Raw genomic sequence first — 23,697 nt, 5'->3', positions numbered from 1 at the left:
CGAGGGCCCCTGGCGCCCCCTTCCACGATGTGCCTCCGGACTTCTACGGCGTTGCGCTGGCACCAGTAGGTGACACAGGCCACTGGAACTCCTCCCGTGTCGCGGAGAGAAGTAGTCGTGAGGGACTCAGAAGACGATGTACGTCGCCGTGTGCGCGAGGGGGACCGAGAGGCGTTCGCCCTGCTGTACGAGCAGTTCGCCCGCGCCGTCTACAACCACGGGCTGCGATTGACGGGCGACTGGTCGACAGCCGAAGAGATCATGTCCGACACCTTCCTGACCGCGTGGCGGACCCGCCTGCGCGTGCAGGAGGACGGCGGCTCCCTGCTGCCCTGGCTGCTGGGCATCGCCACCCACAAGGCGGACAACGCCCGCCGTGGAGTGCGCAGACGGCAGTTGTTCCTGGCGCGTCAGCCGCAACCACGTGTGGAGGAGGACTTCGCGCCTCGGACGATCGGGCGCATCGACGACGCACGGTACTTGCGTGCCGTGCAGACCGCGCTGGGACGGCTGCGGCGCCAGGAGCGGGAGGTGCTGGCCCTGTGCGTGTGGTCCGGCCTGGACTACCAGCAGACGGCCGAAGCGCTGGGCATCGCCGTCGGAACCGTACGGTCCCGCCTTTCGCGTGCCCGCAAGAAGCTCGCTCACCTCGCGGAGGAAGACCGGGAACCACCGACCGCCCGCGGAGAGATGACAAGTGCGGCCGCGATCGCGGCCCTGCCCGTACGGGAGGAGCTCACATGAACGACGACACCACCGGCGCTTCCCCGGAGCGGCACGGCGACCGCGAGGAGATCGCCCGCCTGCTCCCTGCCCCGGCCGAATGGGACCTTCCGCACGAGCAGCACCTTCGTCACAGGGACCTGCTGATGCACCACATCGACCACGACATCGACCACGACCAGGTCGCCCGTACCCGGCCCACGCGCCGACTGCTGCGGCCTGCGGTCCTGGCACCCGCGACCGCTCTGGCCCTGGCCTGCGCGGTGACCGTGGGGATCGCGCTGACCGGCGGGGACCCGGCGCCCGCCGGCACCGCGTCGCACGGTGCGGCCACGGACATGCAGCCCGCCGCCGCGCTCCTGGACCGGATCTCCGACGCCACGGAGACACGCGCCGGCCGCACGGTGCGCGACGACCAGTTCCTTTACACGAGGCAGAAGGCCCGCGGCGCCGACCTGACCAGTGGGAAAGCCGTCCTCGGCCCGCTGATGGACCGTGAGGTGTGGGCCGCTCAGGAGCCGGGACCCCTGCGGAAGCTGGGCCTGATCCGGGAGGACGGTGAGACGTTGCCCATCAACGCCGAACTCGGTGACACCGAGGGCACACCCGCCGGTATCAACCGACCCACCTACCGCTGGCTCAGCGCGCTGCCCACCGACACCGACAAGCTGCTGACCTATCTGTACTCCACGACCCCGCAGGCCGATGGACGGGAACGTGATCAGGCGGTGTTCGAGCAGATCGGATCGTTGCTCGGCGGGGTGATGCCGCCCCGTACGGCCGCCGCCCTCTACCGGGCCGCGGCGAAGATCCCGGGTGTCACCCCGGCCCCTCGGGCCCGCGACGCGATCGGCCGCAAGGGCCTCGGTATCGCCCGCGACGACACGCGGTACGGCATCCGGACCGAGTGGGTCTTCGACGAGACGGACTTCTCCTTCCTGGGCTCCCGCAGCTACCTGACCAAGGACGCCCCATACGGAAAGGCCGGGACCCTGCTGTCCAGCGTGGCCGAGCTGGAGCACGCCGTCGTCGACCAGGCCGGCCGGCAGCCCACCGAGGCGCAGCGGACTCGGACCGAGCGTCAGAGCTGACCGCTGGAGGCGGGGCCGCGGCGCGGGCCGCGGCCCCGCCCCTGGGGCGCCCCGACCGAGCCGGCCGTGCGGCGGGGCTCAGCGCCAGTCGTCGATCACGTAGGCGTCGGGGTGGCTGTAGCCGGGTTCGTTGGGCCTGTGCATGGTCACGCCCTGCAACCAGGTGCGGAAGCCGCGGTCGATCATGCGCCGGTAGGCATCCTGGCGGCCCAGGTTCATCCCGGCGTCGAGTTGCCCCAGTCCGCGCTCGGCGGCCAGTTGCTCGCACGCGTCGAGCAGTCGTTCGAACCGGTTGGTGGCCTCCGGGCCGGGGCGTACGGCGCCGAATTTGACGAAGCACACGTCCGCGCCGGCCTCCGACCCCGCTCCGCAGTGGCAGACGGCCAGGCCGTCCAGCTCGGAGCCGGCGCCCTGGAGCAGGATGGTGTCACCGAGTCCCTGAGCGTGCGTGGCCACGATGTCGCGTTCCACGCTCAGGCCCTCGTACACGGCTCCGGTCAGTTCGCGACACAGGCTCAGGGCGGCGGGCTGCTCGGCGGCGGGCAACTGGCCGTACAGCGCTCGGCCGGGGACCGCGGCACTGCCTGCCACCTGCTTCTTCATGATGGCTGTGAGGAATCGGGGCCAGAATCCGTACCGGCGGTAGAGCTCGAGGTGCTTGGGACTGTGCGCGAAGGTGAACAGGCCCAGGTGGCGGTTCTCCCAGGTGCCGAAGCAGTCCATGACCGGCTCCATGAGGCGCCTGCCGACGCCCTGGTCCCACAGGTCCGGACGCACGGTCAGCGGGCCGAAGTACCCGACGCTGCCCCAGTTGGCGGCGAAGTTCGAGCCCACCACCTCGCCCTCGACCGTCGCCGCGAACGCCGCCTGCGGATCGGCCGCCCAGCGGGTGCGGACGTAGTCGGCGGCCCCGAAGAACGTCTTCGGCTCGGGAGCCCCGAGGAACGTCCCGAAGGCAACCCGGAAGATCTCGTCGGCCCGATCCAGGTCCGCCGCACCCAGCGGGCTTACGGATACCGGGGCCGCGCCACTCCTGTGCTCGCCTGCCGGTGGGGTCATCGTTCTCTCCTTCCCGACCCCCTGTTTCATCGCACCACGGGCATGCGCCGCAGGCGAGGCGAAAGGTCCACCGATACCCAGGGACCGAGGACCCGGCCGGTCGGCCTTGCCGGTCCGCGGGAACCGCGGCAGGTGAAGGTACAGGTCATAGGCCTGCGGATCGTCGCGCGATGCGCGGAGCCGCAATGGCCGGCGCCGGTGGTGCAGGTCGCGGGCCGGGCGGTGCGGCTGGTCCGGGACCGTGCGCCGGGGCGAACGAGTCCGCGCTGCCGGTGAACCCCCAGCGCGTCGTGGCCGCTGTGCGGCAGGGCACCGGTCCCGCCGCGACTCGGACGGGTCCGATGGGGCGGCGTCCGGATCGAGGCCGTGGGCCGCCTCACCCCCTGCCGCACCAGCACCATGCAGCCGCGGACGCGCGAGTTCACCGCCCGAGACGACCCGGAGTCCACGATCCCGCCGCCTTCGCGCTTGATCTGGTCGGAGTTCCGTCCGGCGTGAACGAGTCGTGGAAGGTGAAGGCGTGCGGCGCGGAGCCGTGGTCGTCGAGGTGCTCCAGCCGGGAAACCCCGTCCCGCCAGGTGGGTATCACCCCGTCGGAGACCCACCAGAACACGTAATGCGCGTGTCCTGTCCTCTCGAACCAGTCGGCACGCCGGTGCAGCGCCTCACGGTGCAGACCGGTGTAGATCGCATCGAAGGCGGAGCGCAGGTCGGTCCAGAGCGAGAGGGTCGCGGCCAGGGCGGTGGTCTCCACCGTATGGCCCTTGCCGTACCAAGTCGGTACGGCGAAGTCTCCCCACGCACCCCAGTCCGCCTCGAAGAGCGCGCCCCGGTCGCCGTCTGCCGCTTCAGCATGCGCGAGGTATCCGGGATGCTGACCGATCCTGCGGTAGACGGCCTCACCGATGTCGTAGAACTCCCGCGTGAGAGGTGCGGGATCGGCGAGGGGTGACTTCAGGACGCCGAATGTGTACAGAGCAAGATGGGACATGCGTCTCTCCCTGGTTGGGGCCGGCGGCTGCCTGGCGTGGACCCGGTTCGGTGGCTTGCGCACGGGGCGGGGGTTGGTGGGGCACGGCCGACTCATACCGTCGTGGGTGGCCCGGCCTGGAGGAACTCCCGCGCGACCGTGGGCGATCGCCGAAGACGAGGTGAAGGTAGCCGCCTCCGCGGGCCATGTCGAAGTTGCGATTTCCCTGTCCACATGGCCGCGACGTGGCGGCCGTGTTGAACCGGTCGAACCTCGCGGCCAGGTCCTCGACCACCGTCAAGAAGCGGCCGGCGACGGCTCACGCGGCGCCGGTGACGGGCGGCAGCCACCCCCGGCATCGCAGGCGAGTCGGGGCAGCTCGACCCTCGTCCAGGTAATTGACAGGGTACGAGAGTACCTCTCAACGTACCCACATTCGGGGGAAGCCGTCAGCTCAATGAGGAGCACCGATGCAGCATCTGTACGACATAGACGTCCAGGTCCCGATGCGTGACGGCGTGGCCCTCGCCGCCAACGTGTGGCATCCCGCCGAGGGTGAGGCTCCGACGCTGCTCGTGCGCCTGCCGTACGGCAAGGACGTGATGGGCTTCGGCCAGTCGGCCTTCCCGGACCTCCTGGCTCTGGTGGAGGCCGGGTACGCACTGGTGATACAGGACTGCCGGGGCACTCACCGCTCGGAGGGAGAGTTCGTTCCTCATATGGCCGACCGGGCCGACGGCGAGGACACTGTCGCCTGGATCGCCGAGCAGCCGTGGTCGGACGGCACGGTGGGTATGTTCGGGCCGTCCTACCTGGGCATGGTCCAGTGGGAGACCGCGGTGACCGGCGCCCCCGCTCTCAAGGCGATCGCGCCGGCCTTGACCTCGATCGACAACTACGAGGCGCCCTGGTTCTCCGCGGGCGGTGCGCTGTCACTGAGCCTGGTCACGATGTGGAACGCCATGATGTACACGGCCGACGCGCAGCGCGCCCTGCCGGTCGGCGAGGGCACGGTGTCCCAGCTGCAGCAGCTCGGTCAGGCGGCGCTGTTCCCCGAGCTTCTCAACGATGTGCTGCCGACGGGTGCGGTTCCGGTCCTGGCCGCGTACGGGAAGTGGTGGGACGACTGGATGGCCCACCCCTCCCACGACGAGTACTGGGACGCCATGGAGCTCACGCCCGAGCTGAAGAACGTCACCGCCCCGGCGCTCAACATCGGTGGCTGGTACGACCTCTACATCGGCCAGACCCTGCGCACCTACACCACCGCCCGCCGACAGGCAGGCAGTGCGCAGGCACGCGAGGGTCAGCGGCTCATCATCGGTCCGTGGGATCACATGTCCGCGAGTGGCGTCTTCCCCGACCGCTCCTTCGGTCCGCCGGCCAGTGCCCAGATGCTGGGCCTGACCGGCCTGCATGTGAAGTTCTTCGACCGCTGGCTGCGGGGCGACACCACCGCGCTGGACGACGTGGCGCCCGTGAAGATCTTCGTGATGGGCATCGACCAGTGGCGCGACGAGCAGGAGTGGCCACTGCCCGACACACGGTGGACCGACTTCCACCTCACCAGCGCCGGCCACGCCAACACAGCGGGCGGTGACGGCGCGTTGACGACCGAGCAACCGGCCGGCGCCGGGCATGACACCTATCTCTACGACCCGCGCCGCCCTGTTCCCTCGGCCGGCGGGGCGTCCATGCCCACGACCCCGGGGTTCTGCGGCCCGGTCGACCAGCGGACCGTCACCGGCCGCGACGACGTCCTGTGTTACGCAGGCCCCGTGCTGGAGGAGCCCGTCGAGGTCACCGGTCCGGTCAGCCTGACCCTGTTCGTCTCCTCCTCGGCGGTGGACACCGACTTCACCGCCAAGCTCGTCGACGTCTTCCCCGACGGCAGAGCGATCAACCTGTGCGACGGGATCCTGCGCGCCCGCCATCGCCATGGCCTCGCCACGGAAGAACTGATGGAGCCCGGCACGGTCTACGAGATCACCGTAGACATGACCGCCACCTCCAACGTGTTCCTTCCCGGTCACCGCATCCGCGTGGACGTCTCCAGCAGCAACTTCCCGCGCTACGACCGCAACACCAACACCGGCGGCGTCATCGCCGGCGAGAGCGAGGAGCAGATGATCCCCGCGGTCAACCACATCCACCACGGCCCGGCGCACCCCAGCCGTCTGATCCTGCCGGTCATCGACCGCAAGGACCAGGCATGAGCGCCGCCGACCGGGTCGCCGAACTGACCACGACCTTCGCGGCCCCTTCCCTCGACGTGGCATGGCTGTTGTGCGACCGACACCCCGCCGAACGCCCGGCGTTCACCGTCGTCGATGCCGTCGGCGGGGCTTCCACGCTCACCTACGGCGAGGTTTCGTCGGCGCGGTAGCCAGGCAGGCACATGAGGAGGAAAATCCACAAGGTGTAGCAAAAGGGAGCGGGCGCTCAGGTCGGCCGGCGGTTCCGGCTCGCCGTCCACCGGCGGTCCTTCCCGTACCGCACCCCGCGTTTCACGGATCCTTCCCGAACCGCCGGACGCCCGCTTGCCATCGGCCGACGACCACCCTATGGTCGTACGAACGTAAGACATGTGGTCGTAAGACATACGGACGTACTCCAAATCAAGGGAGCTCGTGATGGCGGCAACTCGGCCGGTGGCGCTTGTGACAGGTGCTTCATCGGGGATCGGCAAGGAGACGGCCCGTGCCTTCGCCGCGGCGGGCTTCGAGGTGATCGGAACCGCTCGCAACACCGCGCGGGTCACCGCGCCCGCCGGGGTGACCTACCTCGACCTCGACGTGACCAGCGACGAATCGGTCGCCTCCGTGGTCAAGCAGGTGATCGACCGGTTCGGGCGCATCGACGTCCTGGTCAACAATGCCGGCGTCGGAGCCAACGGCGCCGCCGAGGAGTTCTCCGTCACCAGGACGCAGGAGGTCTTCGACGTCAACGTCTACGGTGTCATGCGGATGACCAAGGCGGTTCTGCCCCACATGCGCACGCAACGGCGCGGGCGCGTCATCAACGTCTCCTCCCTCAGCGGCTTCGTCCCCAGCCCGTTCATGGCCATCTACACCTCGACCAAGCACGCGGTCGAGGGCTACTCCGGGTCGCTGGACCACGAGGTCCGCGAACACGGGGTCCGGATCCTGCTCGTCGAGCCCGGCCCGATCAACACGCCGTTCGGGGATCACAGCGTGCAGGGCGACACGCCGATGCCGCTCTACGCGTCGGGGCGGCGCACCTTCGACGAGGTGCTGGCGAAGAACACCAGCGGCGGCGACGATCCCGCCGTCGTGGCCAAGGTGATCGTCGCGGCGGCCACCGACCGCAACCCGAAACTGCGGCGCACCGCCGGCTCGACGGCCGCAGGCATCAGCGTGTTCCACCGCGTCCTTCCGGCCCGGATCTTCGACCGCATCGTCCGCCGATTCAACCGGATGCCGAACTGACGCGGACGGCGACGGCGACGATCCCGCCGTCGCCGCCAAGGTGATCGTCACAAACTCGCCCTAGCCCCGCGCGACCCGACCGGCGGCAGCCGGGGTACAGGCCCGGCTCCGGCTCCCAGGAGGAACACTTCGTGCGGTACACGAAAGAGCACAAAGAGGAAACACGGCAGCGGATCATCACGACGGCCGGGCGCCGGCTCAAACGCAACGGCATCGACGGCTCCGGAGTCGCGACCCTCATGAAGGACGCCGGCCTGACCAACGGCACCTTCTACGCCTATTTCCCCTCCAAGGACCACCTCGTCGCCACCGCGGTCGCCGACCAGATGCGCGCCCAGCACGCCAGCATCGTCGCCCAGGCGGCGCCCGGCCGCGCCGGCCTCGAACAGATCGTGCGCTGGTATTTCTCCCCCGAGCAGCGCGACAACACAGAGGACGGCTGCCCCAACGCCGCCCTGCTCGACGAGATCGCACGCTCCACCGATCCCACCCGGCAGGCATACACCGACGGCGCGCTGGTCCTCATCGACGACTTCGCCGCCCGCCTGGCACCCCACGATCCGCCGTCGGCGCGTCTCAGAGCACTTGGCCTCCTCGGCATGCTGGCCGGGACCCTGCAACTCTCCCGCGCCCTGACCGACCGGCAACTCGCCGACCAACTCCTCGAACAGGGCGTCCGCAACGCCCTCGCGCTGCTGGACGACGAGCACCACGACTGACACGCCGTCCGCGTACCGAGCAGAAGCTGGTCCGGTCCGACACGGCCGGCCAGACGATTTCACACGCCCTCGGGTGAGGGGAAAGAACGAGGACCCATGAGTGCCTTCCACCCCGATCTCAGACGAGGTCGCTTCATCCCCAATGTGTCCTACGGGCGTCTGTCGTCGCGCATCGTGCGCAGCCTGAGGTGGCGCTCGACCGATCCGGGGCCGGATGTCACGGTCCAGGAGATCGTCGTGCCCGGTCCGAAGGGCGCGCCGTCCGTCTCGCTGCGCGTCTTCCGGCCGACCGGCCTGCAGGCGGCGGCTCCGGCGCTGCTCTGGGTGCACGGAGGAGGGCTGATCTTCGGCGCACCCGAGCAGGACGACCGTACGAACATCGCCTTCGCCCGCGAGCTCGGCATCACCGTCGCCGCGGTCCGTTATCGGCTGGGTCCTGACCATCCCGCGCCCGCCGCGGTCGAGGACGCCTACGCCGCACTGCGCGGACTGGCCGAGCGCGCGAGCGACCTGCACATCGACGTCGAACGCATCGCGATCGGAGGTGCCAGCGCAGGCGGCGGAATCGCCGCCGCCCTCGCCCTGCTCGCCCATGACCGGGGCGAGATCCGCCCGGCGTTCCAACTGCTCCTCTACCCCATGCTGGACGACCGCACGACGACGAGAGGCGACCTGGACACCCGCAACGTGCGCGTCTGGACGCCCAAGAGCAACCGGTACGGCTGGTCGTCCTACCTCGGCGACGCCGTCGCGGGCCCCGACGTCTCCCCGTACTCGGCCGCGGCCCGCCGCGAGGATCTCACCGGTCTCCCTCCGGCCTGGATCGGCGTCGGCACCCTCGATCTCTTCCACGACGAAGACGTCGAGTACGCGCGCCGGCTCAGCGACAGCGGCGTCCCCTGCGACCTCGACGTCGTCCCCGGCGCTTTCCACGGCTTCGACCTGGTGTTTCCCAAGGCCGAGGTCTCGCGGGAGTTCTGGCGCCGACAGGCACGAGCACTCAAGGACGCACTGGGAGACCGACCGAAAATGGAGACAGACCATCCTGTGTGACCTGGGATATACGCATTGGCACCCGATTGTGCGTAGCCTGACCGACTGCTCTCGTCTGCAGTGGCGCGGCGCTGGTGCACGTTCCCTCGATCCTTCAGGAGACCTGTGCGTCCCCGAGTACCCTCCCTCCCTCGCATAGTTTCCCTGCCGCCCGTCGCTCTGGCGGGCGGTGCGTTGACCCTGGGCGTCGGCGGCCTGTATGTCGCCGCGCTGCTCCTCACCGGCGGTGAGATCAAGGCGGGTACGACGGTGCGCGGTGTGGCCATAGGGGGCCTGACCCATGCGGAAGCCGCCCGCAAGCTGGAGCAGCACCTGCCGGCGGCCGGCCCGCGGAAGCTGGCCGTACAGGTCGGCGACCGCAGGGGCGCGATCGATCCGCGGCAGGCGGGGCTCACCTTCGACATCGAGGAAACCCTTGACCGGGCGACGTCCACCGGCACCGATCCGGTCAGCTTGATCGGCGGGCTGTTCCGCTCGGGCGGTGACCTCGAGCCGGTCGTGCGGGTCGACAGGGACAAGGCCCGTGCGGCCGTCTGGAAACTGGCGGAGACCCTCGATGAGAAGGTCCGTGACGGTGCCGTCGCGTTCGACGAAGGCCGCGTCGTACGGACCGCCCCGCGCACCGGGTACGCGCTGGACGTGGACGCCGCGATCGGCGCTCTGCGCGCCCCCTTCCTCCGCGGCGACGCTGACTCGGTCACGGTGCTGCCCGCACGCGAGACCAAGCCCAGAGTCACGGCGGCGGAGATACGACGGGCGGTGCGTGAGTTCGCGCAGCCTGCCATGTCGGCACCGGTCACACTCAGCGCGGGTGGCAGGCGGTTCACGATCACCCCGGCCGTGCTGGGCGAGTCCCTGACGATGCGGCCGGACGACGCGGGCAGGCTCACCCCGAAACTCGACGGCAAGAGCCTGCGCGCCGCCCCCTCCGTGACCGCCGCTCTGAACGGCCTCCCCACCACTCCCCGAAACGCCCGGCTGGAGCTCGATGGCGACAAGGTCGTGGTGGCCGCCGACGCCAGATACGGCGTAGAGGTCACCGGCAAAGCCCTGAGCAAGGCTGTCCTGCCCCTGCTCACCAAGTCGGACGCCGCCGCCCGGAGCGGCAAGGTGGCCACGCGGCAGATCCAGCCGGAGGTCACCCGCGAGAACGCGGCGCGTCTGGGGCTGACCGAGAAGATGTCTTCCTTCACCGTCAACTTCGAACCGGCCGCCTACCGCACGACGAACATCGGCCGGGCCGTGGAGCTCATCAACGGATCCGTCGTCATGCCGAACGAGACCTGGAGCTTCAACCGGACCGTCGGGCAGCGCACCGAGGCGAACGGCTTCGTCGAGGGCATCATGATCCTCGACGACCAGTACACCAAGGCTCCCGGCGGCGGTGTCTCAGCGGTGGCCACGACCGTCTTCAACGCGATGTTCTTCGCCGGCGTCAAGCCCGTCGAGTACGGCGCTCACTCCTTCTACATCGAGCGCTACCCCGAGGGCCGCGAGGCGACCGTCGCCTGGGGCAGTCTCGATCTGAGGTTCAGCAACGACTCCGGCAACGCCATCTACATCCAGGCCGAGTCCACCGACACCTCGGTGACCATCACCTTCCTCGGCACCGACAAGTACGACGAGATCACATCGGTCAAGGGGCCGCGCACCAGCGTGCGGAAGTCGGCGGAGAAGGTGAGCACCTCTGAGAAGTGCGTACCGCAGACCCCGCTCGACGGCTTCGACGTCACCGTCGAACGGGTCTTCAGCGACGGTGGCCGGGAAGTGAGGCGGGAGCCGTTCCACACGCGCTACAAGCCCCGCGACGAAATCACCTGCGAGGAAGAACCGAGCGAGCGCCGGCCCTGAGGGCGCAACCTCGCCAGTCGCTTGCAGCCGACGGCGTCGGGGCGACCGGTGCGAGTGGCGCACATCGGGGCAGCGCTTCACCCGTGCAGCTCGATCCCCTGCTCAGAAAGTGCCCTGCACCGTACGTTGATCACGCCGGCGCCGGGCACTGCGTCACTGCGCTGCCGAGGACGTCGCTGTGCCGGGCGCCGGCCGGTGCCGCCTGGCCTCAGCTGCACTGTCCCGATCGCGCGCAAGTCGACGCCGTCGCGCCCGAGTTCCAGCCCGACGGCGCCCCCGGTGCCGTAGCCGACGGCGGCGATCCGGTCGGGGTCGGTCCGCGGTTCGGCGCGCAACACGTCGAGCGCCGCATGGCCGATACCCCGCATCCGGTCAGGGTCGGCGAGCAGCGGCAGGCAACGGGCCAGCATCTCCTCGGGGTCACCCAAGTAGCGCCCGCCGTGAAGGTCGAAGGCCAGCGCTACGTATCCCAGCTCGGCGAGAGCATCGGCCCGGCGGCGCTCGACGTCGCTGAGCCCCATGCCCTCCGGTCCGAGCAGCACCGCGGGCCGGCGGTCGACACCGGCCGGTAACGCCAGGTGCCCGATCATCGTCAAACCGTCCGCCGGATACTCGACCGTACGCGTCGTCATCGCCGTCATCGCCGTCATCGCCGTCATGAGACTGGACCGTAGTGATCGTCGAGCCCGGTCCGGCCGCTCTTCTGCCGCTGGCAGAACAGCGCGGGTATCCCTCTGAAACACGGCGAGGGCTCACAAGAACCGTCACCCGACGACGATCACACCCGCGCCGCCAGGAACTCCCCCAGCTCCGCCTCACCCGCAGCGCAGGCGGGGCCCCTCCAGGCGAGAAGTCCGGGTCACGGTTCAGGACGGCGAGTCCGGAGGGCGACGGGGCCCGATCCGGTCGTCGCCGACAAGTACGACCGCCTGTTTCGGGTCGGCCACCTCACCGGCACCGATCCAGCCCAATCTCCTTCTCCTCTCGTCACCGTGCATAGGGTTCCCCCATGAACGACGAGATCACGACCACGGTCGGCAGAGACTTCTATTCCTTCGACGGTCGGATACTGGAGATCTTCGGCGGTGCCCCTATCCGCTTCCACATTCGGCACCTGCACCTGTGCGTCACGGGCCCCGACCGGAAGGGCAAGTGGATCGTGCAGATCACGCATGGCCGGCCGGAACTCCCAGGCGGGAGCCACATCTGGAGGTACACGGCCGCGGAATGGGAGCAGGCCCGTGGCCTGGCCGCGCTACTGGAAGCGGTACAGGCTGCCATCGACTCCACGTCCGGGCACAGGCCCGCCTGACCGAGCCGCCTACCCGGAACGCCCCGGAGGCCTGGGGACCCGGAACCCCATGCCGTCGACACCTGCACGCTGTGATGAACTGACCGCTGATCAGCAGCGGTGCAGGGGAGAAATGACGGCAGAAGCAGAGCAGTTGCGCCAGGACGGGCACCACATCGAGAAGTGTTCGCTCGGGTGGTTGCTGCTGTCGCTGGCGATGTGGGCATGGTTCGGCTACCGGTCCCTGATGGACGACAACCGGGGCCGCTTCGAACGCATCGAAGACAGCCGCGCCCCGGTAGGCATACTCGCGCTGGCGGTCATCCCCACGATCATCACGACGGCGACCCTCGTGTACGCCCGAGTCCTGTTCCGCCTGGCTCGCCGGACCTCGTAGGAGGCGGCGGCAGTCACCGCACGCGCGGCGGCCACGGCCGCCGGGGATTCTCCTCCTGTGATCGGCCCGACGACTGGCCCGACCACGCTCGCTCATCGTCAACACATCCCTGGCCCACACGTCGTATCCCGGCAGGGGCTGTGCCGGGAGCGCCCTCAGAGTTCGCGTTCGGCGCCGCGTCGGAGAGGCACACGGGGATCAGCCCGTGCTCCGCGCGATGTCCAGCGCGAGCGCCTGGAGAATCTCGTCGGTGGGTGTCTCGGGCTCGGTCCGGTCGTACGCCTCCGCGACAGTCTCGAAGGCCAGCAGGAGGCCGTTGATCAGGGCGCTCAGCGGCTCGGAGAGCTGGTTCAGCACGGCAACGCCGACCTCCGCCGGGTCCTCGGTGTCAGGGACGAGGAACTGCGTGGGGATGACCTCGCCGAGCAGGTCGGAGGCGTACTCCGTCCCGACGCCACCGCGCAGGGCCGTGAGTGCCGCGATGGCCTTGAGCTGGATCTCGTTCTCGGTCATGTGTCGAGCGTAGGGGGAAGCGAGGGGACTATGAACACTCTTTCTCCTTTACTCAGTGCTTACCTGCGGGCAAAAGAGCCAAGGAAAAGCCAAGGAAAAGCATGGGGGGACAAAACTCTCCCTGCCATGGGTGGTGCCTGCGGTGCAAGACTCACCGCGTGATCAGCCGCCCCGTCGAGGCGAGCGGTCACCCGGTTTCCCGCGGCGCCGTCGATCTCATGCCTGGTCTCCCGCTGGTGTACACGACTGATCCGTCCGTCATGCAAAGGCGAATGTATGTCCTCTGAACTCTCTGATTCTGCTGTTTCTCCGCCCACCGGAGCCGGTGAGTCCACCTCGGGCCCCAGCCGGCGCACCGTCATCGCCACCGGTGCCGCGGTGGGCGGGGTCATGGTGGCCGGCGGAACATTCCTGGCCGGCGCCGAGGAAGCGGCCGCCACGGTTGCCGCCCCCTCCAGCCGTGTGTCCCTGACGGTGAACGGCACCCGGCGGACGGTGACGGTCGACAACCGGACCTCACTGCTGGATCTGCTGCGCGAGCACCTTGAGCTGACCGGCTCGAAGAAGGGCTGCAACGCCGGGGCCTGCGGGGCGTGCACGGTGCTGGTCGACGGGCAGCGGGTCAACTCCTGCCTGACGCTGGCGGTGCGCCTGGAGGGCGCCGAGGTCACCACCATCGAGGGCCTGGCCAAGGGCGACAAGCTGCACCCGCTGCAGCAGGCCTTCGTCGACGAGGACGCCTTCCAGTGCGGCTACTGCACTCCGGGGCAGATCATGTCCGGCGTCGGCTGCATCCAGGAGGGCCACACCAACTCGCCGGAGGAGATCCGCGAGTACATGAGCGGCAACGTCTGCCGCTGTGGCTGCTACGTCAAGATCGTGCGCGCGGTCGAGCAGACCGCCGCGCGGAAGTAAGGAGCGGCCCCGATGCATCCCTTCACCTACACCCGCGTCAGCAGCGTCCGGGAAGCCCTGGACGCCGGTAGAAGCGGCGGTCGTTACATCGCCGGCGGTACCACGCTGGTCGACCTCATGCGCGAGACCGTCGAAACGCCCGAGACGCTCGTCGACATCAGTGCCCTGCCCCTGAGCGAGATCACCGCCATCGCGGGCGGCGGCATCCGCATCGGCGCCCTGGTCCCGATGGCCGTGGCCACCGCCGACCCCAAGCTGAACTCCCTCTTCCCGGTGGCCGCCCAAGCGCTGCGGGGCGCCTCGGCGCAGCTGCGGAACATGGCCACCATCGGCGGCAACATCATGCAGCGCACCCGCTGCACGTACTTCCGTGACGTGACCGCCGACTGCAACAAGCGCGAGCCCGGCTCCGGCTGCGCCGCCCTGGGCGGCTACAACCGCGGTCACGCCATCCTCGGCGGCTCCGACCACTGCGTGGCCACCCATGCCTCCGACTTCGCCGTCGCCCTCACCGCCCTGGAGGCGACCGTCCGTCTGCAGGCCCCGGACGGCAAGGACCGCAGCCTCCCCTTCGCCGACTTCCTGCTCCGTCCTGGGAGCACCCCTCAGCGCGAACAGAACATCCGGCGGGGCGAGTTGATCACGGCGGTCGAGATCCCGGCGTATCCGCGTCCGCTGAAGTCGGCCTACCTCAAGCTCCGGGACCGGCAGTCCTACTCGTTCGGGCTCGCCTCGGCGGCCGTCGCCCTGCACATCCGGGGCGGTGTGATCCGGGAGGCGAAGGTTGCCGCCGGCGGTGTGGCGACGGTGCCGTGGAAGCTGCCGGCCGTCGAGCAGGCGCTGATCGGCGAGCGTCCCTCGGACCGCCTGTGGGCCGAGGCGGCCGGTCACGCGTCCGACGGCGCCCGCCCCCTTCAGCACAACCGGTTCAAGGTCGAGCTGCTCAAGCGGACCGTCGAACGCCAGCTGCGCACCGTAGGAGAGATGGAATGAGCCCTCAGCCGCAGGCAGCCGTAGGCGCACCGCTGTCCCGGGTGGACGGCCGACTCAAGGTCACCGGCCAGGCGGAGTACGCCGCCGAGCACGACCTCAAGGGAGTCGTGCACGCCGTCATCGTCGACGCGGCCATCGGCCGCGGCCGTATCACCGCCATCGACGCGCGCGCCGCCGAGAAGCACGCCGGTGTGCTGCGGGTGATCCACCACGGCAACGCGCCGAAGCTCCCGTACCGCGACAATGCCGGGTCCAACAACCCGCAGGGGCGCAGGCTTCGGGTGTTCCAGGACGACCGGGTGTTCTTCCACGGCCAGCCGGTCGCCGTCGTGGTCGCCGGCACCCTGGAGGCCGCGCAGCACGGGGCGAGCCTGGTCAAGGTCCGCTACGACGCCGACAAGCCCTCGACCGACATCACCAAGGCCGAACCCGGCGAGCCGACCCCCTATGCGCGTGGGGACGCGGAAGCGGGGCTGAGCTCCTCGGCCGTACGACTGGACCTGAAGTACGAGCTGGCCCGCAACCACCACAACCCGATGGAGCCGCACGCCACCGTCGCCCAGTGGGACGGCAACCGGCTCACCGTGTGGGACAAGACCCAGTGGGTGATGGGCACGCACGACGAGATCGCCGCGGTCTTCGACCTCCCCGCGGACGCGGTGCGGGTCATCAACCCGTTCGTCGGCGGCGGATTCGGCAGTGGGCTGCGCTGCTGGCCGCATACCATCGTCGCCGCGCTGGCCGCCCGCGTGACCCGGCGCCCGGTGAAACTGGTGCTGTCGCGCAAGCAGATGTACTTCGGCACCGGATTCCGGCCCGCGTACGAGTACCGGCTGCGCCTCGGCAGCGACCGGCGCGGCCGGCTCAACGCCGCGATCCACGACATCGACCATGAGACGTCGTCGTACGAGACGTTCTCCGAGGCCGTCCTGGGCGCGGGCCAGATGATGTACAGCATGCCCAACGTCCGCCAGGCGTACCGGCAGGTGCCGCTGGACGTGAACACCCCGATCTGGATGCGCGGGCCCGGCTTCGCCCCCGCGTCGTTCGTCATCGAGTCCGCCATGGACGAGCTCGCCACCGAGCTCGGCATCGATCCGATCGAGCTGCGCCGGCGCAACGAACCGGCCGAGGACGAGTCGACGAACGAGCAGTTCTCCACCCGCCGGCTGAGCGAGTGCTACACGGTCGGCGCCCGCGAGTTCGGCTGGGACCGCCGCAACCCCGAGCCGCGCTCCACACGGGAGGGGAACCTGCTGATCGGCCTGGGCATGGCCGCCGGGGCCTACGACTGCGGGCGGTACCCGGGGCAGGCCAGGGCGCGGCTGGATGCCGACGGCACGGCGGTCGTGGAGGCGGCCACCACCGACATGGGGCCGGGCACGTACACCTCCCAGACCCAGGTCGCGGCCGACGCCCTGGGGCTGACCATGCGCACGGTCACGTTCCGGCTGGGGGACTCGGAGTATCCGTTCACCGCGCCGCACGGCGGTTCGTCGACCATGGCCAGCGTCGGCTCGGCCGTCGTCGACGCCTGCAACAAGGTGCGCCGGCAGGCGATCAAGCTGGCCGTGGAAGACCGCGAGTCGCCGCTGTACGGGGTGAACGCGGACGACGTCGTCGTGCGCAACGGCCGACTGTACGACCGGAACAACACGGCGCGCGGGGAGACGTACAAGAGCCTGCTGGCCCGCCACGACCGCTCCCGTCTGGAGGCGAACGGCTCCTACGAGGGACCCGGCTCCGACCGGTCCGCCTACTTCGCCTACAGCGCGACCTTCGCCGAGGTCTCGGTCGACGCGGACCTGGGGCTGGTACGGGTGCGCAGGATGCTCGGCGTGTACGACGCGGGGCGGATCATCAGCCCCAAGCTCGCCGACAGCCAGGCACTCGGCGGCATCGTAGGCGGCATTGGCCAGGCGCTGTTGGAGCACACGGTCACCGACCACCGCGACGGCCGCATCGTCAACTCCAGCCTCGCCGACTACCTCGTCCCCGTCAACGCCGACGTCCCCGACCTCAAGGCGATCTACCTCGACGGCGAGGACAACGCCGGCAACCTGCTGGGCGTCAAGGGACTCGGCGAGGTCGTCCAGGTCGGCGTGGCAGCGGCGATCGGCAACGCCGTCTTCAACGCCACCGGCCGCCGGATCCGCCAACTTCCCATCACCGCCGAGGCGTTGCTCTGACACCACCGCCTCCTTAGACGGGTCCGGCAGCCGAACCCCCGTACGACTGCCGGACCCTCCCCTGGGCCGCCGCCGCGCATGCGCCCCCCGTCGACCGCGGCGGCGGCCCGCCCACGTTCTGTGACAGCGACCGTCTGCTCTGGAGACCCCATGCTCAACATCGCGGACACACTGCACCGCTGGTGCCGCGAGGAACGCCCCTTCGCCCTGGCCACCGTCGTCGACGTCACCGGCAGCGCGCCCCTGCCCATCGGTACGTCGGTGGCGGTGGACCAGGACGGCACCGCGGTCGGCAGCATCTCCGGCGGCTGCGTCGAGGGCGCTGTGTACGAACTGTGCCGACAGGTGCTCCAGGAGCAGGGCTCTCCCCAGCGTGCCCGGTTCGGCTACTCCGACGACGACGCCTTCGCCGTGGGCCTGACCTGCGGTGGCGAACTCGACGTGCTCGTGCGGCGTGTCGATCCGGCCGCCCAGCCCCATCTCGGCGCGGCACTCGCCGAGGCGGTTCGGGGCCGGCCCGCCGCCGTCGCCCAGGTCGTGGACGGGCCCGAGAGCATGCTCGGGGCCACGCTGAGTGTCCTCGGCGACAGTTGGATCGCCGACATGGCGCTCGGCGACGGGCCGACCGGCCGGGCAGTGGCGGACCGGGCCACCGCCCAGCTGCGCACCGGACGTACCGCGCTCCTCGTCCTCGGTGGAGACGCCGACACCTGCCCCGAGAGGCTCTCCGTCCTCGTCCACGCGGCCGCCACCCGTCCCGGCATGCTGATCTTCGGCGCCATCGACTTCGCCGCCGCCCTCGCCCAGGCCGGCCGGTTCCTCGGCTATCACGTCACCGTGTGCGACGCCCGTCCCGTCTTCGCCACCGAGGCGCGCTTCCCGCACGCCGACGAGGTGGTCGTCGACTGGCCCCACCGCTACCTGGCGCGGACGGCCGTGGACGCCCGTACCGCCGTCTGTGTGCTCACCCACGACGCCAAGTTCGACATCCCCCTGCTGCGGCTGGCACTCGACCTGCCGGTCGGCTACGTCGGCGCGATGGGCTCTCGGCGCACCCACGAGGAGCGCCTCCGCCGCCTGGGCGAAGTCGGCGTCACCGAGGAGCAGTTGACCCGGCTGCGGTCCCCGATCGGACTCGACCTCGGCGCCCGCACGCCCGAGGAGACGGCGATCTCGATCACCGCGGAGATCATCGCCCACGCCGGCCGAGGCAGTGGCTTGCCCCTCGTCCGCGTCAGCGGCCCGATCCACCGCGATTCCGGGGCGGTGCCGGAGACAGCGGGGCACGGGGCGGGAACGGTCTGACGGGACATGCTGATCGACACTTATGGCCGGGTCGCGACCGACCTGCGCGTCTCACTGACCGACCGGTGCAATCTGCGCTGTACGTACTGCATGCCCGAGGAGGGCCTGCAGTGGCTGGCCAAGCCGGACCTGCTCACGGACGACGAGATCGTCCGCCTGATCGGGATAGCCGTCACCTCCCTCGGCATCGAGGAGGTCCGCTTCACCGGCGGCGAACCCCTGCTGCGCCCCGGCCTGGTCTCCATCGTCGAGCGGGTCGCCGCCCTGGCCCCGCGCCCGCAGATGTCCCTGACGACCAACGGCATCGGCCTCAGGCGCACCGCGACCGCGCTGAAGGCGGCCGGTCTGGACCGGGTCAACGTCTCCCTGGACACCCTGCGCCCGGACGTCTTCAAGACCCTCACCCGCCGCGACCGCCACAAGGACGTCCTCGAGGGCCTCCAGGCAGCCCGCGACGCGGGCCTGACCCCGGTGAAGGTCAACTCGGTCCTGATGCCCGGACTCAACGCCGACGAGGCCCCCGACCTCCTCGCCTGGGCCGTCGAGCACGACTACGAACTGCGGTTCATCGAGCAGATGCCGCTGGACGCCCAGCACGGCTGGAAACGCGACGGCATGGTCACGGCAGGCGACATCCTCGCCGCCCTGCGCACCCGCTTCGACCTCACCGAGGAGGGTTCGGCCGAGCGCGGCTCGGCCCCGGCCGAACGCTGGATCGTCGACGGCGGCCCGCACCGCGTCGGCGTCATCGCCTCCGTCACCCGCCCGTTCTGCTCGGCCTGCGACCGCACCCGCCTCACCGCCGACGGCCAGGTCCGCACCTGCCTCTTCGCACGCGAGGAGACCGACCTGCGCGCGGCCCTGCGCTCCGGCGCCCCCGACGAGGAGATAGCGCGCATCTGGCGCCTGGCCATGTGGGGCAAGAAGGCCGGAGCGGGCCTCGACGACCCGACCTTCGTCCAGCCGGACCGCCCGATGTCGGCTATCGGCGGCTAACCCTGCCGGGAACCGCCCGGCGCGGAGCCGGAGCCCCCGGTGGATCCCTCGGGGGACTCCCACTCCGTCAGCAGGACCACGTCCTTGAGGAAACCGCGCACCCCGAGGAACTGCGACAGGTGCTCCCGGTGCTCCTCGCACGCCAGCCACGTCTTGCGGCGTTCCGGCGTGTGGAGCTTCGGGTTGTTCCACGCCAGCACCCACACGGCGTCGCTGCGGCAGCTCTTCGCGGAGCAGACCGGGGTCTCGTCACTCACAGGTTTCTTCTCACAAGTGCGCTGAAAAAGGCGACGCCGAGCAGCCACGGGGGGAGCTGCCCGGCGTCGGTCCGTCGCTCCGACGGGGGATGCGGAGCGCGTAGGAAGTATGTCACGGCGACCCGGCGCCACGGCACTGGAACTACAGCTTTTATTGGGCTCGGCTCTCGGGTTCGGCGTGCGGCCGACTCATGGCCGCCGCTCGGCCGGACCGGCCTCCGCGTCCCCCGACTGGGGCTCGCTCCGCATCCGCGCGGACGAAGGCTCCTGACGCGCGGATTCCGCGAAGGGCTCCTCTTGCGCCGTCCGTTCCTCCGCTTCCTCCGCACGCGGCGGAGTGATCATCGGTGGCACGGGAGCGGTCACGAACGTCGACGGCAGCCCCGGCGCGTTCTCCCGCCCGGCATTGGCGATCACCACCGCCACGTACGGCAGGACCACGCCGAGGACCAGCGCCACCACCGCAACATGCCGTTCCACGTTCCACAGCGTCGCAGCCAGGATCACCGCCACGGTCCGCACCGACATCGAGATCACGTACCGCCGCTGCCGGCCCCGCACATCGTCCTGGAGGCTCTGACGTGCCCCGGTGATCCGGAACACCTGGACGTCGCCGCCGCCGTGCTGCTTCCGCATCACATTCCACCATCCGCCCGCTCGAACACTCCCCGTCCTCCACGGTACGCCGCGGCCGGGCCGCCCTGGAGACCGGGTCGCCACCGGTCCTGGCGAACGCGCTGCGTCGTACCGCGTACGGCGCCACCCGACATGCGGCGTACGCAGGCCGGGCCGACACTGAGATCACTGTTGGCGAAGAGCCGTACGAGGAGGCAGCCATGGGCTGGTTGTGGGCGATCATCGTGGGATTCGTGCTGGGCCTGATCGCGAAGGCGATCATTCCGGGCAAGCAGCACAGCCCACTGTGGCTGACCACCATCTTCGGCATCCTGGGCGCGATCGTCGGCAATGCCGTCGCCCGGGGATTCGGAGTCGACGAGACCAATGGGATCGACTGGAGCCGGCACATCTTCCAGCTGATCGCCGCGGTCATCATCGTGGCCTTCGGCGACATGCTGTACATGGCGACGCTGGGCAAGCGCAAGCAGCGCACCTGAGCGTCAGAGGGGGCGCGCGCCGACGCACGACCGGCAAGAACCCGCGGCCCGAGCGGCCGACCCGCGCCCCTCGGTGCGGCTACGCCCCGGTCACCTCGACGGCGGCCAGGTTCTTCTTGCCCCGCCGCAGCACCAGCCAGCGCCCGTGCAGCAGATCCTCCGCCGCCGGCACGGCGTCCTCGGCGGTGACCTTCACGTTGTTCACGTAGGCCCCGCCCTCCTTCACCGTCCGCCGGGCCGCGGACTTGCTGGCCACCAGGCCGACCTCGGCGAGCAGGTCGACCACGAGACCCAGCTCGGAGACCTGGATGTGCGGCACCTCGGAGAGGGACGCGGCCAGCGTCCTCTCGTCCAGCTCCGCCAGCTCGCCCTGCCCGAAGAGGGCCTTGGACGCGGCGGTCACGGCGGCCGTCTGACCGGCACCGTGCACCAGCGTCGTCAGCTCCTCGGCCAGCGCGCGCTGCGCGGCACGGGCCTGCGGGCGCTCCTCGGTCTGGCGCTCCAGTTCCTCGATCTCCTCGCGCGAGCGGAAACTGAAGATGCGCAGGAACTTCGAGGCGTCCCGGTCGTCCGCGTTCAGCCAGAACTGGTAGAAGGCGTACGGCGGGGTCATCTCGGGGTCGAGCCAGACCGTGCCGGACTCCGTCTTGCCGAACTTGGTGCCGTCGGCCTTGGTGATCAGCGGCGTGCCCAGCGCGTGCACCACGGCGTCGGGCTCGACCTTGTGGATCAGTTCGGTGCCCGAGGTGAGGTTGCCCCACTGGTCGCTGCCGCCGGTCTGCAGCGTGCAGCCGTACCGCCGGTACAGCTCCAGGTAGTCCATGCCCTGAAGGATCTGGTAGCTGAACTCGGTGTAGCTGATGCCCGCGTCGGAGTTGAGCCGCCGGGACACGGCCTCCTTCGCGATCATCTTGTTGACCCGGAAGTGCTTGCCGATGTCCCGCAGGAACTCGATGGCCGACAGGCCCTGCGTCCAGTCCAGGTTGTCGACCATGACCGCCGCGTTCGGACCCTCGAAGTCCAGCAGCGGGGCGATCTGCGCGCGCAGCCGCTCGACCCACTGGGCGACGACCTCGGGGGCGTTCAGCGTGCGCTCGGAGTTCGGCTTCGGGTCACCGATCAGACCGGTGGCGCCCCCGACCAGGCCCAGCGGACGGTTGCCCGCCTGCTGGATCCGGCGCATCGTGAGGATCTGCACGAGGTTGCCGAGATGCAGGCTGGGCGCCGTCGGGTCGAAGCCGCAATAGAACGTGACAGGACCGTCCGCGAACGCCTTGCGCAATGCGTCCTCGTCGGTGGAGAGAGCAATCAGCCCACGCCACTTCAGTTCGTCGACGATGTCCGTCACTGTTCTCGTATCTCCTTGATGATCTTCCGGCGGTCGAGCGACCACCGGCTACGAGGTTATACGCCCTGACTGACAGAACTCATATTGAAATCCGGCACCCGCAGCGCGGGCATCGCGGACCTGGTGAACCAGTCGCTCCACTCCCTGGGCAGCGTCTTCTCCGTGCGCCCCGCCTCGGTGACCCGGCCCAGCAGGCCGACCGGGGACTCGTTGAACCGGAAGTTGGTGACCTCGCCCACGACCTCGCCGTCCTCGACGAGATAGACGCCGTCCCGGGTCAGCCCGGTCAGCAGCAGCGTCGCCGGGTCCACCTCGCGGATGTACCACAGGCAGGTCAGCAGCAGCCCGCGCCTGGTGCTCGCGACCATGTCGTCCAGGGAGCGGTCGGAACCGCCGTCCAGGATGAGGTTGTCGGCGCCGGGAGCCACCGGCAGGCCGGTCAGGGCCGCGCTGTGCCGGCTGGTGGTGAGGTGCTTCAGTTCGCCGCCGCTGATCCACTCCGTCGCCGGGACCGCCAGCCCGTTGTCGAACACCGACTGGTCGCCGCCCGAGGAGTGCGCCACGACGAACGGCGCCGACTCCAGGCCCGGCTCGTTCGGGTCGCTGCGCAGCGTCAGCGGCAGCTCGGACAGCCGCTCGCCGAGACGCGTGCCGCCGCCCGGCTTGGAGAACACCGTCCGCCCCTCGGCCGCGTCCCGGCCCGACGCCGACCACAGCTGGTAGATCATCAGGTCCGCGACCGCGGTCGGCGGGAGCAGCGTCTCGTAGCGCCCCGCGGGCAGCTCGATCCGCCGCTCCGCCCAGCCCAGCCGTACGGCCAGCTCGGCGTCCATCGCCGCCGGGTCGACGTCCTTGAAGTCCCGCGTCGAGCGGCCCGCCCACGCCGAACGCGTACGGTCCGGCGACTTGGCGTTCAGCTCCAGCGTCCCGTTGGGTTGGTCGTGCCGCAGCCGCAGCCCCGTCGACGTGCCCAGGTACGTCGACACCAGCTCGTGATTGGCGAAGCCGTACAACTCCCGCCCGCCCGCACGCGCGCGGGCGAACGCCTCACCCAGCGCCGGCGCGAAGTCGGCGAACACCGCGGACGAGGTCTCGACGGGCGCCTCGGTGAACTCCGGCGACGGCGCCACACCCGTCACCAGCGGCTGCGCGTCCTCGGCCGGCGCGGCCCCGCGCGCGGCCGCCTCGGCGGCCCGCACCAGCGGCTCCAGCTCGCCGGCGGTCACCGCGGACCGCGACACCACCCCGGAGGCGGTGCCCTCCTTGCCGTCGACGGTCGCGATCACGGTGAGCGTGCGCCCGCGCGTGACGCCGTTGGTGGTCAGCGCGTTGCCCGCCCAGCGCAGATTGGCGGTCGACCGCTCGTCGGCGATCACGACACAGCCGTCGGCCCGCGACAGCTCCAGCGCACGCTCCACGACCTCGTGCGGCTTGTCGGTACGGGCGCTCATCGGCCGGCCTCC

The 23,697-nt window shown here is 70.2% G+C and carries 23 protein-coding genes and 1 pseudogene; 16 read left to right on the top strand and 8 right to left on the bottom strand.

Annotated elements, in window-relative coordinates:
* The first annotated feature begins 117 nt into the window (after positions 1 to 117).
* Together BZL64_RS13295 and BZL64_RS13290 are read left to right on the top strand one after the other, a co-directional pair.
* Positions 118 to 744, top strand: coding sequence for an RNA polymerase sigma factor (locus BZL64_RS13295; protein WP_086769363.1), 627 nt, complete (start codon positions 118 to 120; stop codon positions 742 to 744).
* Positions 741 to 1,814, top strand: coding sequence for a CU044_5270 family protein (locus BZL64_RS13290; RefSeq protein ID WP_086769361.1), 1,074 nt, complete (start codon positions 741 to 743; stop codon positions 1,812 to 1,814). The genes BZL64_RS13295 and BZL64_RS13290 overlap by 4 nt, the downstream gene beginning before the upstream one ends.
* Before the next feature lie 78 nt (positions 1,815 to 1,892).
* Here the strand turns inward: BZL64_RS13290 and BZL64_RS13285 are convergent, their stop codons facing one another.
* Together BZL64_RS13285 and BZL64_RS13280 are read right to left on the bottom strand one after the other, a co-directional pair.
* Entirely contained in the window at positions 1,893 to 2,873 is a 981-nt protein-coding gene (locus BZL64_RS13285; protein ID WP_086769359.1) for a GNAT family N-acetyltransferase, read from the bottom strand.
* Between the two features lie 421 nt (positions 2,874 to 3,294).
* A complete protein-coding gene (locus BZL64_RS13280) occupies positions 3,295 to 3,864 on the bottom strand; it encodes a DUF3291 domain-containing protein (RefSeq protein WP_086769357.1) in 570 nt (189 codons plus the stop codon).
* A 449-nt stretch (positions 3,865 to 4,313) separates the two neighbouring features.
* On the opposite strand from BZL64_RS13280, the gene BZL64_RS13275 reads away from it, so the two are divergent.
* From BZL64_RS13275 to BZL64_RS13255, 6 genes are all read left to right on the top strand, one after another.
* Entirely contained in the window at positions 4,314 to 6,059 is a 1,746-nt protein-coding gene (locus tag BZL64_RS13275; RefSeq protein WP_208639432.1) for a CocE/NonD family hydrolase, read from the top strand.
* The gene (locus BZL64_RS39030) at positions 6,056 to 6,229 is read left to right on the top strand and encodes a hypothetical protein (RefSeq protein ID WP_208639431.1); all 174 of its coding nucleotides are present in this window, start codon (positions 6,056 to 6,058) and stop codon (positions 6,227 to 6,229) included. The genes BZL64_RS13275 and BZL64_RS39030 overlap by 4 nt, the downstream gene beginning before the upstream one ends.
* A 247-nt stretch (positions 6,230 to 6,476) precedes the next feature.
* Positions 6,477 to 7,292, top strand: coding sequence for an oxidoreductase (locus BZL64_RS13270; protein ID WP_086769355.1), 816 nt, complete (start codon positions 6,477 to 6,479; stop codon positions 7,290 to 7,292).
* A 131-nt stretch (positions 7,293 to 7,423) separates the two neighbouring features.
* On the top strand, positions 7,424 to 8,011 hold the full coding sequence (locus BZL64_RS13265) for a TetR/AcrR family transcriptional regulator (RefSeq protein WP_086769353.1): 588 nt from the start codon (positions 7,424 to 7,426) through the stop codon (positions 8,009 to 8,011).
* A 96-nt stretch (positions 8,012 to 8,107) separates the two neighbouring features.
* Positions 8,108 to 9,064 (top strand): alpha/beta hydrolase, encoded by a 957-nt coding sequence (locus BZL64_RS13260; protein ID WP_086769352.1) that lies wholly within the window; start codon positions 8,108 to 8,110, stop codon positions 9,062 to 9,064.
* Positions 9,065 to 9,169: 105 nt separating this feature from the next.
* Complete coding sequence (locus BZL64_RS13255; RefSeq protein ID WP_086769350.1) at positions 9,170 to 10,915, top strand: VanW family protein; 1,746 nt, start codon at positions 9,170 to 9,172, stop codon at positions 10,913 to 10,915.
* 188 nt (positions 10,916 to 11,103) lie between these two features.
* Here the strand turns inward: BZL64_RS13255 and BZL64_RS13250 are convergent.
* A pseudogene (locus BZL64_RS13250) lies at positions 11,104 to 11,556 on the bottom strand (dienelactone hydrolase family protein); the annotation flags it as partial.
* 368 nt (positions 11,557 to 11,924) lie between these two features.
* Between BZL64_RS13250 and BZL64_RS13245 the strand changes: the two are divergent.
* The gene (locus tag BZL64_RS13245) at positions 11,925 to 12,227 is read left to right on the top strand and encodes a hypothetical protein (RefSeq protein ID WP_086769348.1); all 303 of its coding nucleotides are present in this window, start codon (positions 11,925 to 11,927) and stop codon (positions 12,225 to 12,227) included.
* A gap of 112 nt (positions 12,228 to 12,339) precedes the next feature.
* A complete protein-coding gene (locus BZL64_RS13240) occupies positions 12,340 to 12,603 on the top strand; it encodes a hypothetical protein (protein ID WP_086769346.1) in 264 nt (87 codons plus the stop codon).
* Positions 12,604 to 12,801: 198 nt separating this feature from the next.
* Here the strand turns inward: BZL64_RS13240 and BZL64_RS13235 are convergent, their stop codons facing one another.
* On the bottom strand, positions 12,802 to 13,116 hold the full coding sequence (locus tag BZL64_RS13235; RefSeq protein ID WP_086769344.1) for a hypothetical protein: 315 nt from the start codon (positions 13,114 to 13,116) through the stop codon (positions 12,802 to 12,804).
* Between the two features lie 276 nt (positions 13,117 to 13,392).
* Between BZL64_RS13235 and BZL64_RS13230 the strand changes: the two genes are divergently transcribed.
* From BZL64_RS13230 to moaA, 5 genes are all read left to right on the top strand, one after another.
* Positions 13,393 to 14,031, top strand: coding sequence for a (2Fe-2S)-binding protein (locus BZL64_RS13230; protein ID WP_086769342.1), 639 nt, complete (start codon positions 13,393 to 13,395; stop codon positions 14,029 to 14,031).
* Positions 14,032 to 14,043: 12 nt separating this feature from the next.
* Positions 14,044 to 15,024 carry an FAD binding domain-containing protein gene (locus tag BZL64_RS13225; protein WP_086769340.1) on the top strand — a complete coding sequence of 327 codons (981 nt, stop codon included), beginning with the start codon at positions 14,044 to 14,046 and terminating at the stop codon, positions 15,022 to 15,024.
* Positions 15,021 to 17,213: a xanthine dehydrogenase family protein molybdopterin-binding subunit gene (locus BZL64_RS13220; RefSeq protein ID WP_086769338.1), complete on the top strand. Its 2,193-nt coding sequence runs from the start codon at positions 15,021 to 15,023 to the stop codon at positions 17,211 to 17,213. The genes BZL64_RS13225 and BZL64_RS13220 overlap by 4 nt, the downstream gene beginning before the upstream one ends.
* A gap of 150 nt (positions 17,214 to 17,363) precedes the next feature.
* On the top strand, positions 17,364 to 18,518 hold the full coding sequence (locus tag BZL64_RS13215) for an XdhC family protein (protein WP_086769335.1): 1,155 nt from the start codon (positions 17,364 to 17,366) through the stop codon (positions 18,516 to 18,518).
* A 6-nt stretch (positions 18,519 to 18,524) separates the two neighbouring features.
* Positions 18,525 to 19,514, top strand: coding sequence for a GTP 3',8-cyclase MoaA (gene moaA / locus BZL64_RS13210; RefSeq protein ID WP_086769333.1), 990 nt, complete (start codon positions 18,525 to 18,527; stop codon positions 19,512 to 19,514).
* Here moaA and BZL64_RS13205 read toward each other — a convergent pair.
* Together BZL64_RS13205 and BZL64_RS13200 are read right to left on the bottom strand one after the other, a co-directional pair.
* The gene (locus tag BZL64_RS13205; protein WP_086769331.1) at positions 19,511 to 19,771 is read right to left on the bottom strand and encodes a hypothetical protein; all 261 of its coding nucleotides are present in this window, start codon (positions 19,769 to 19,771) and stop codon (positions 19,511 to 19,513) included. The two genes, moaA and BZL64_RS13205, sit on opposite strands and share 4 nt — an antisense overlap.
* A 189-nt stretch (positions 19,772 to 19,960) precedes the next feature.
* Positions 19,961 to 20,407 carry a DUF3099 domain-containing protein gene (locus BZL64_RS13200; RefSeq protein WP_086769329.1) on the bottom strand — a complete coding sequence of 149 codons (447 nt, stop codon included), beginning with the start codon at positions 20,405 to 20,407 and terminating at the stop codon, positions 19,961 to 19,963.
* A gap of 200 nt (positions 20,408 to 20,607) precedes the next feature.
* On the opposite strand from BZL64_RS13200, the gene BZL64_RS13195 reads away from it, so the two are divergent.
* On the top strand, positions 20,608 to 20,886 hold the full coding sequence (locus BZL64_RS13195) for a GlsB/YeaQ/YmgE family stress response membrane protein (protein ID WP_086769327.1): 279 nt from the start codon (positions 20,608 to 20,610) through the stop codon (positions 20,884 to 20,886).
* Positions 20,887 to 20,965: 79 nt separating this feature from the next.
* Here BZL64_RS13195 and tyrS read toward each other — a convergent pair whose 3' ends face one another.
* Entirely contained in the window at positions 20,966 to 22,234 is a 1,269-nt protein-coding gene (tyrS, locus tag BZL64_RS13190) for a tyrosine--tRNA ligase (RefSeq protein WP_086769326.1), read from the bottom strand.
* 56 nt (positions 22,235 to 22,290) lie between these two features.
* Positions 22,291 to 23,685, bottom strand: a complete 1,395-nt coding sequence (locus BZL64_RS13185) for a metallopeptidase TldD-related protein (protein WP_086769324.1) — start codon at positions 23,683 to 23,685, stop codon at positions 22,291 to 22,293.
* Positions 23,686 to 23,697: the final 12 nt, after the last annotated feature.

The sequence above is a fragment of the Streptomyces bobili genome, from assembly GCF_002154575.1.
Classification (GTDB): domain Bacteria; phylum Actinomycetota; class Actinomycetes; order Streptomycetales; family Streptomycetaceae; genus Streptomyces; species Streptomyces bobili.
This window is presented reverse-complemented; position numbering and strand designations above follow the sequence as displayed.

What these genes read in the sequence shown, in the direction of transcription:
- BZL64_RS13285 (WP_086769359.1), bottom strand. Translation starts at nt 2,873, where the DNA reads ATGACCCCACCGGCAGGCGAGCACAGGAGTGGCGCGGCCCCGGTATCC.
- BZL64_RS13270 (WP_086769355.1), top strand. Translation starts at nt 6,477, where the DNA reads ATGGCGGCAACTCGGCCGGTGGCGCTTGTGACAGGTGCTTCATCGGGG.
- BZL64_RS13240 (WP_086769346.1), top strand. Translation starts at nt 12,340, where the DNA reads ATGACGGCAGAAGCAGAGCAGTTGCGCCAGGACGGGCACCACATCGAG.
- BZL64_RS13200 (WP_086769329.1), bottom strand. Translation starts at nt 20,407, where the DNA reads ATGCGGAAGCAGCACGGCGGCGGCGACGTCCAGGTGTTCCGGATCACC.
- BZL64_RS13235 (WP_086769344.1), bottom strand. Translation starts at nt 13,116, where the DNA reads ATGACCGAGAACGAGATCCAGCTCAAGGCCATCGCGGCACTCACGGCC.
- BZL64_RS13215 (WP_086769335.1), top strand. Translation starts at nt 17,364, where the DNA reads ATGCTCAACATCGCGGACACACTGCACCGCTGGTGCCGCGAGGAACGC.
- BZL64_RS13185 (WP_086769324.1), bottom strand. Translation starts at nt 23,685, where the DNA reads ATGAGCGCCCGTACCGACAAGCCGCACGAGGTCGTGGAGCGTGCGCTG.
- BZL64_RS13275 (WP_208639432.1), top strand. Translation starts at nt 4,314, where the DNA reads ATGCAGCATCTGTACGACATAGACGTCCAGGTCCCGATGCGTGACGGC.
- BZL64_RS13260 (WP_086769352.1), top strand. Translation starts at nt 8,108, where the DNA reads ATGAGTGCCTTCCACCCCGATCTCAGACGAGGTCGCTTCATCCCCAAT.
- BZL64_RS13230 (WP_086769342.1), top strand. Translation starts at nt 13,393, where the DNA reads ATGTCCTCTGAACTCTCTGATTCTGCTGTTTCTCCGCCCACCGGAGCC.
- BZL64_RS13280 (WP_086769357.1), bottom strand. Translation starts at nt 3,864, where the DNA reads ATGTCCCATCTTGCTCTGTACACATTCGGCGTCCTGAAGTCACCCCTC.
- BZL64_RS13220 (WP_086769338.1), top strand. Translation starts at nt 15,021, where the DNA reads ATGAGCCCTCAGCCGCAGGCAGCCGTAGGCGCACCGCTGTCCCGGGTG.
- BZL64_RS13290 (WP_086769361.1), top strand. Translation starts at nt 741, where the DNA reads ATGAACGACGACACCACCGGCGCTTCCCCGGAGCGGCACGGCGACCGC.
- moaA (WP_086769333.1), top strand. Translation starts at nt 18,525, where the DNA reads ATGCTGATCGACACTTATGGCCGGGTCGCGACCGACCTGCGCGTCTCA.
- BZL64_RS39030 (WP_208639431.1), top strand. Translation starts at nt 6,056, where the DNA reads ATGAGCGCCGCCGACCGGGTCGCCGAACTGACCACGACCTTCGCGGCC.
- BZL64_RS13195 (WP_086769327.1), top strand. Translation starts at nt 20,608, where the DNA reads ATGGGCTGGTTGTGGGCGATCATCGTGGGATTCGTGCTGGGCCTGATC.
- BZL64_RS13245 (WP_086769348.1), top strand. Translation starts at nt 11,925, where the DNA reads ATGAACGACGAGATCACGACCACGGTCGGCAGAGACTTCTATTCCTTC.
- BZL64_RS13225 (WP_086769340.1), top strand. Translation starts at nt 14,044, where the DNA reads ATGCATCCCTTCACCTACACCCGCGTCAGCAGCGTCCGGGAAGCCCTG.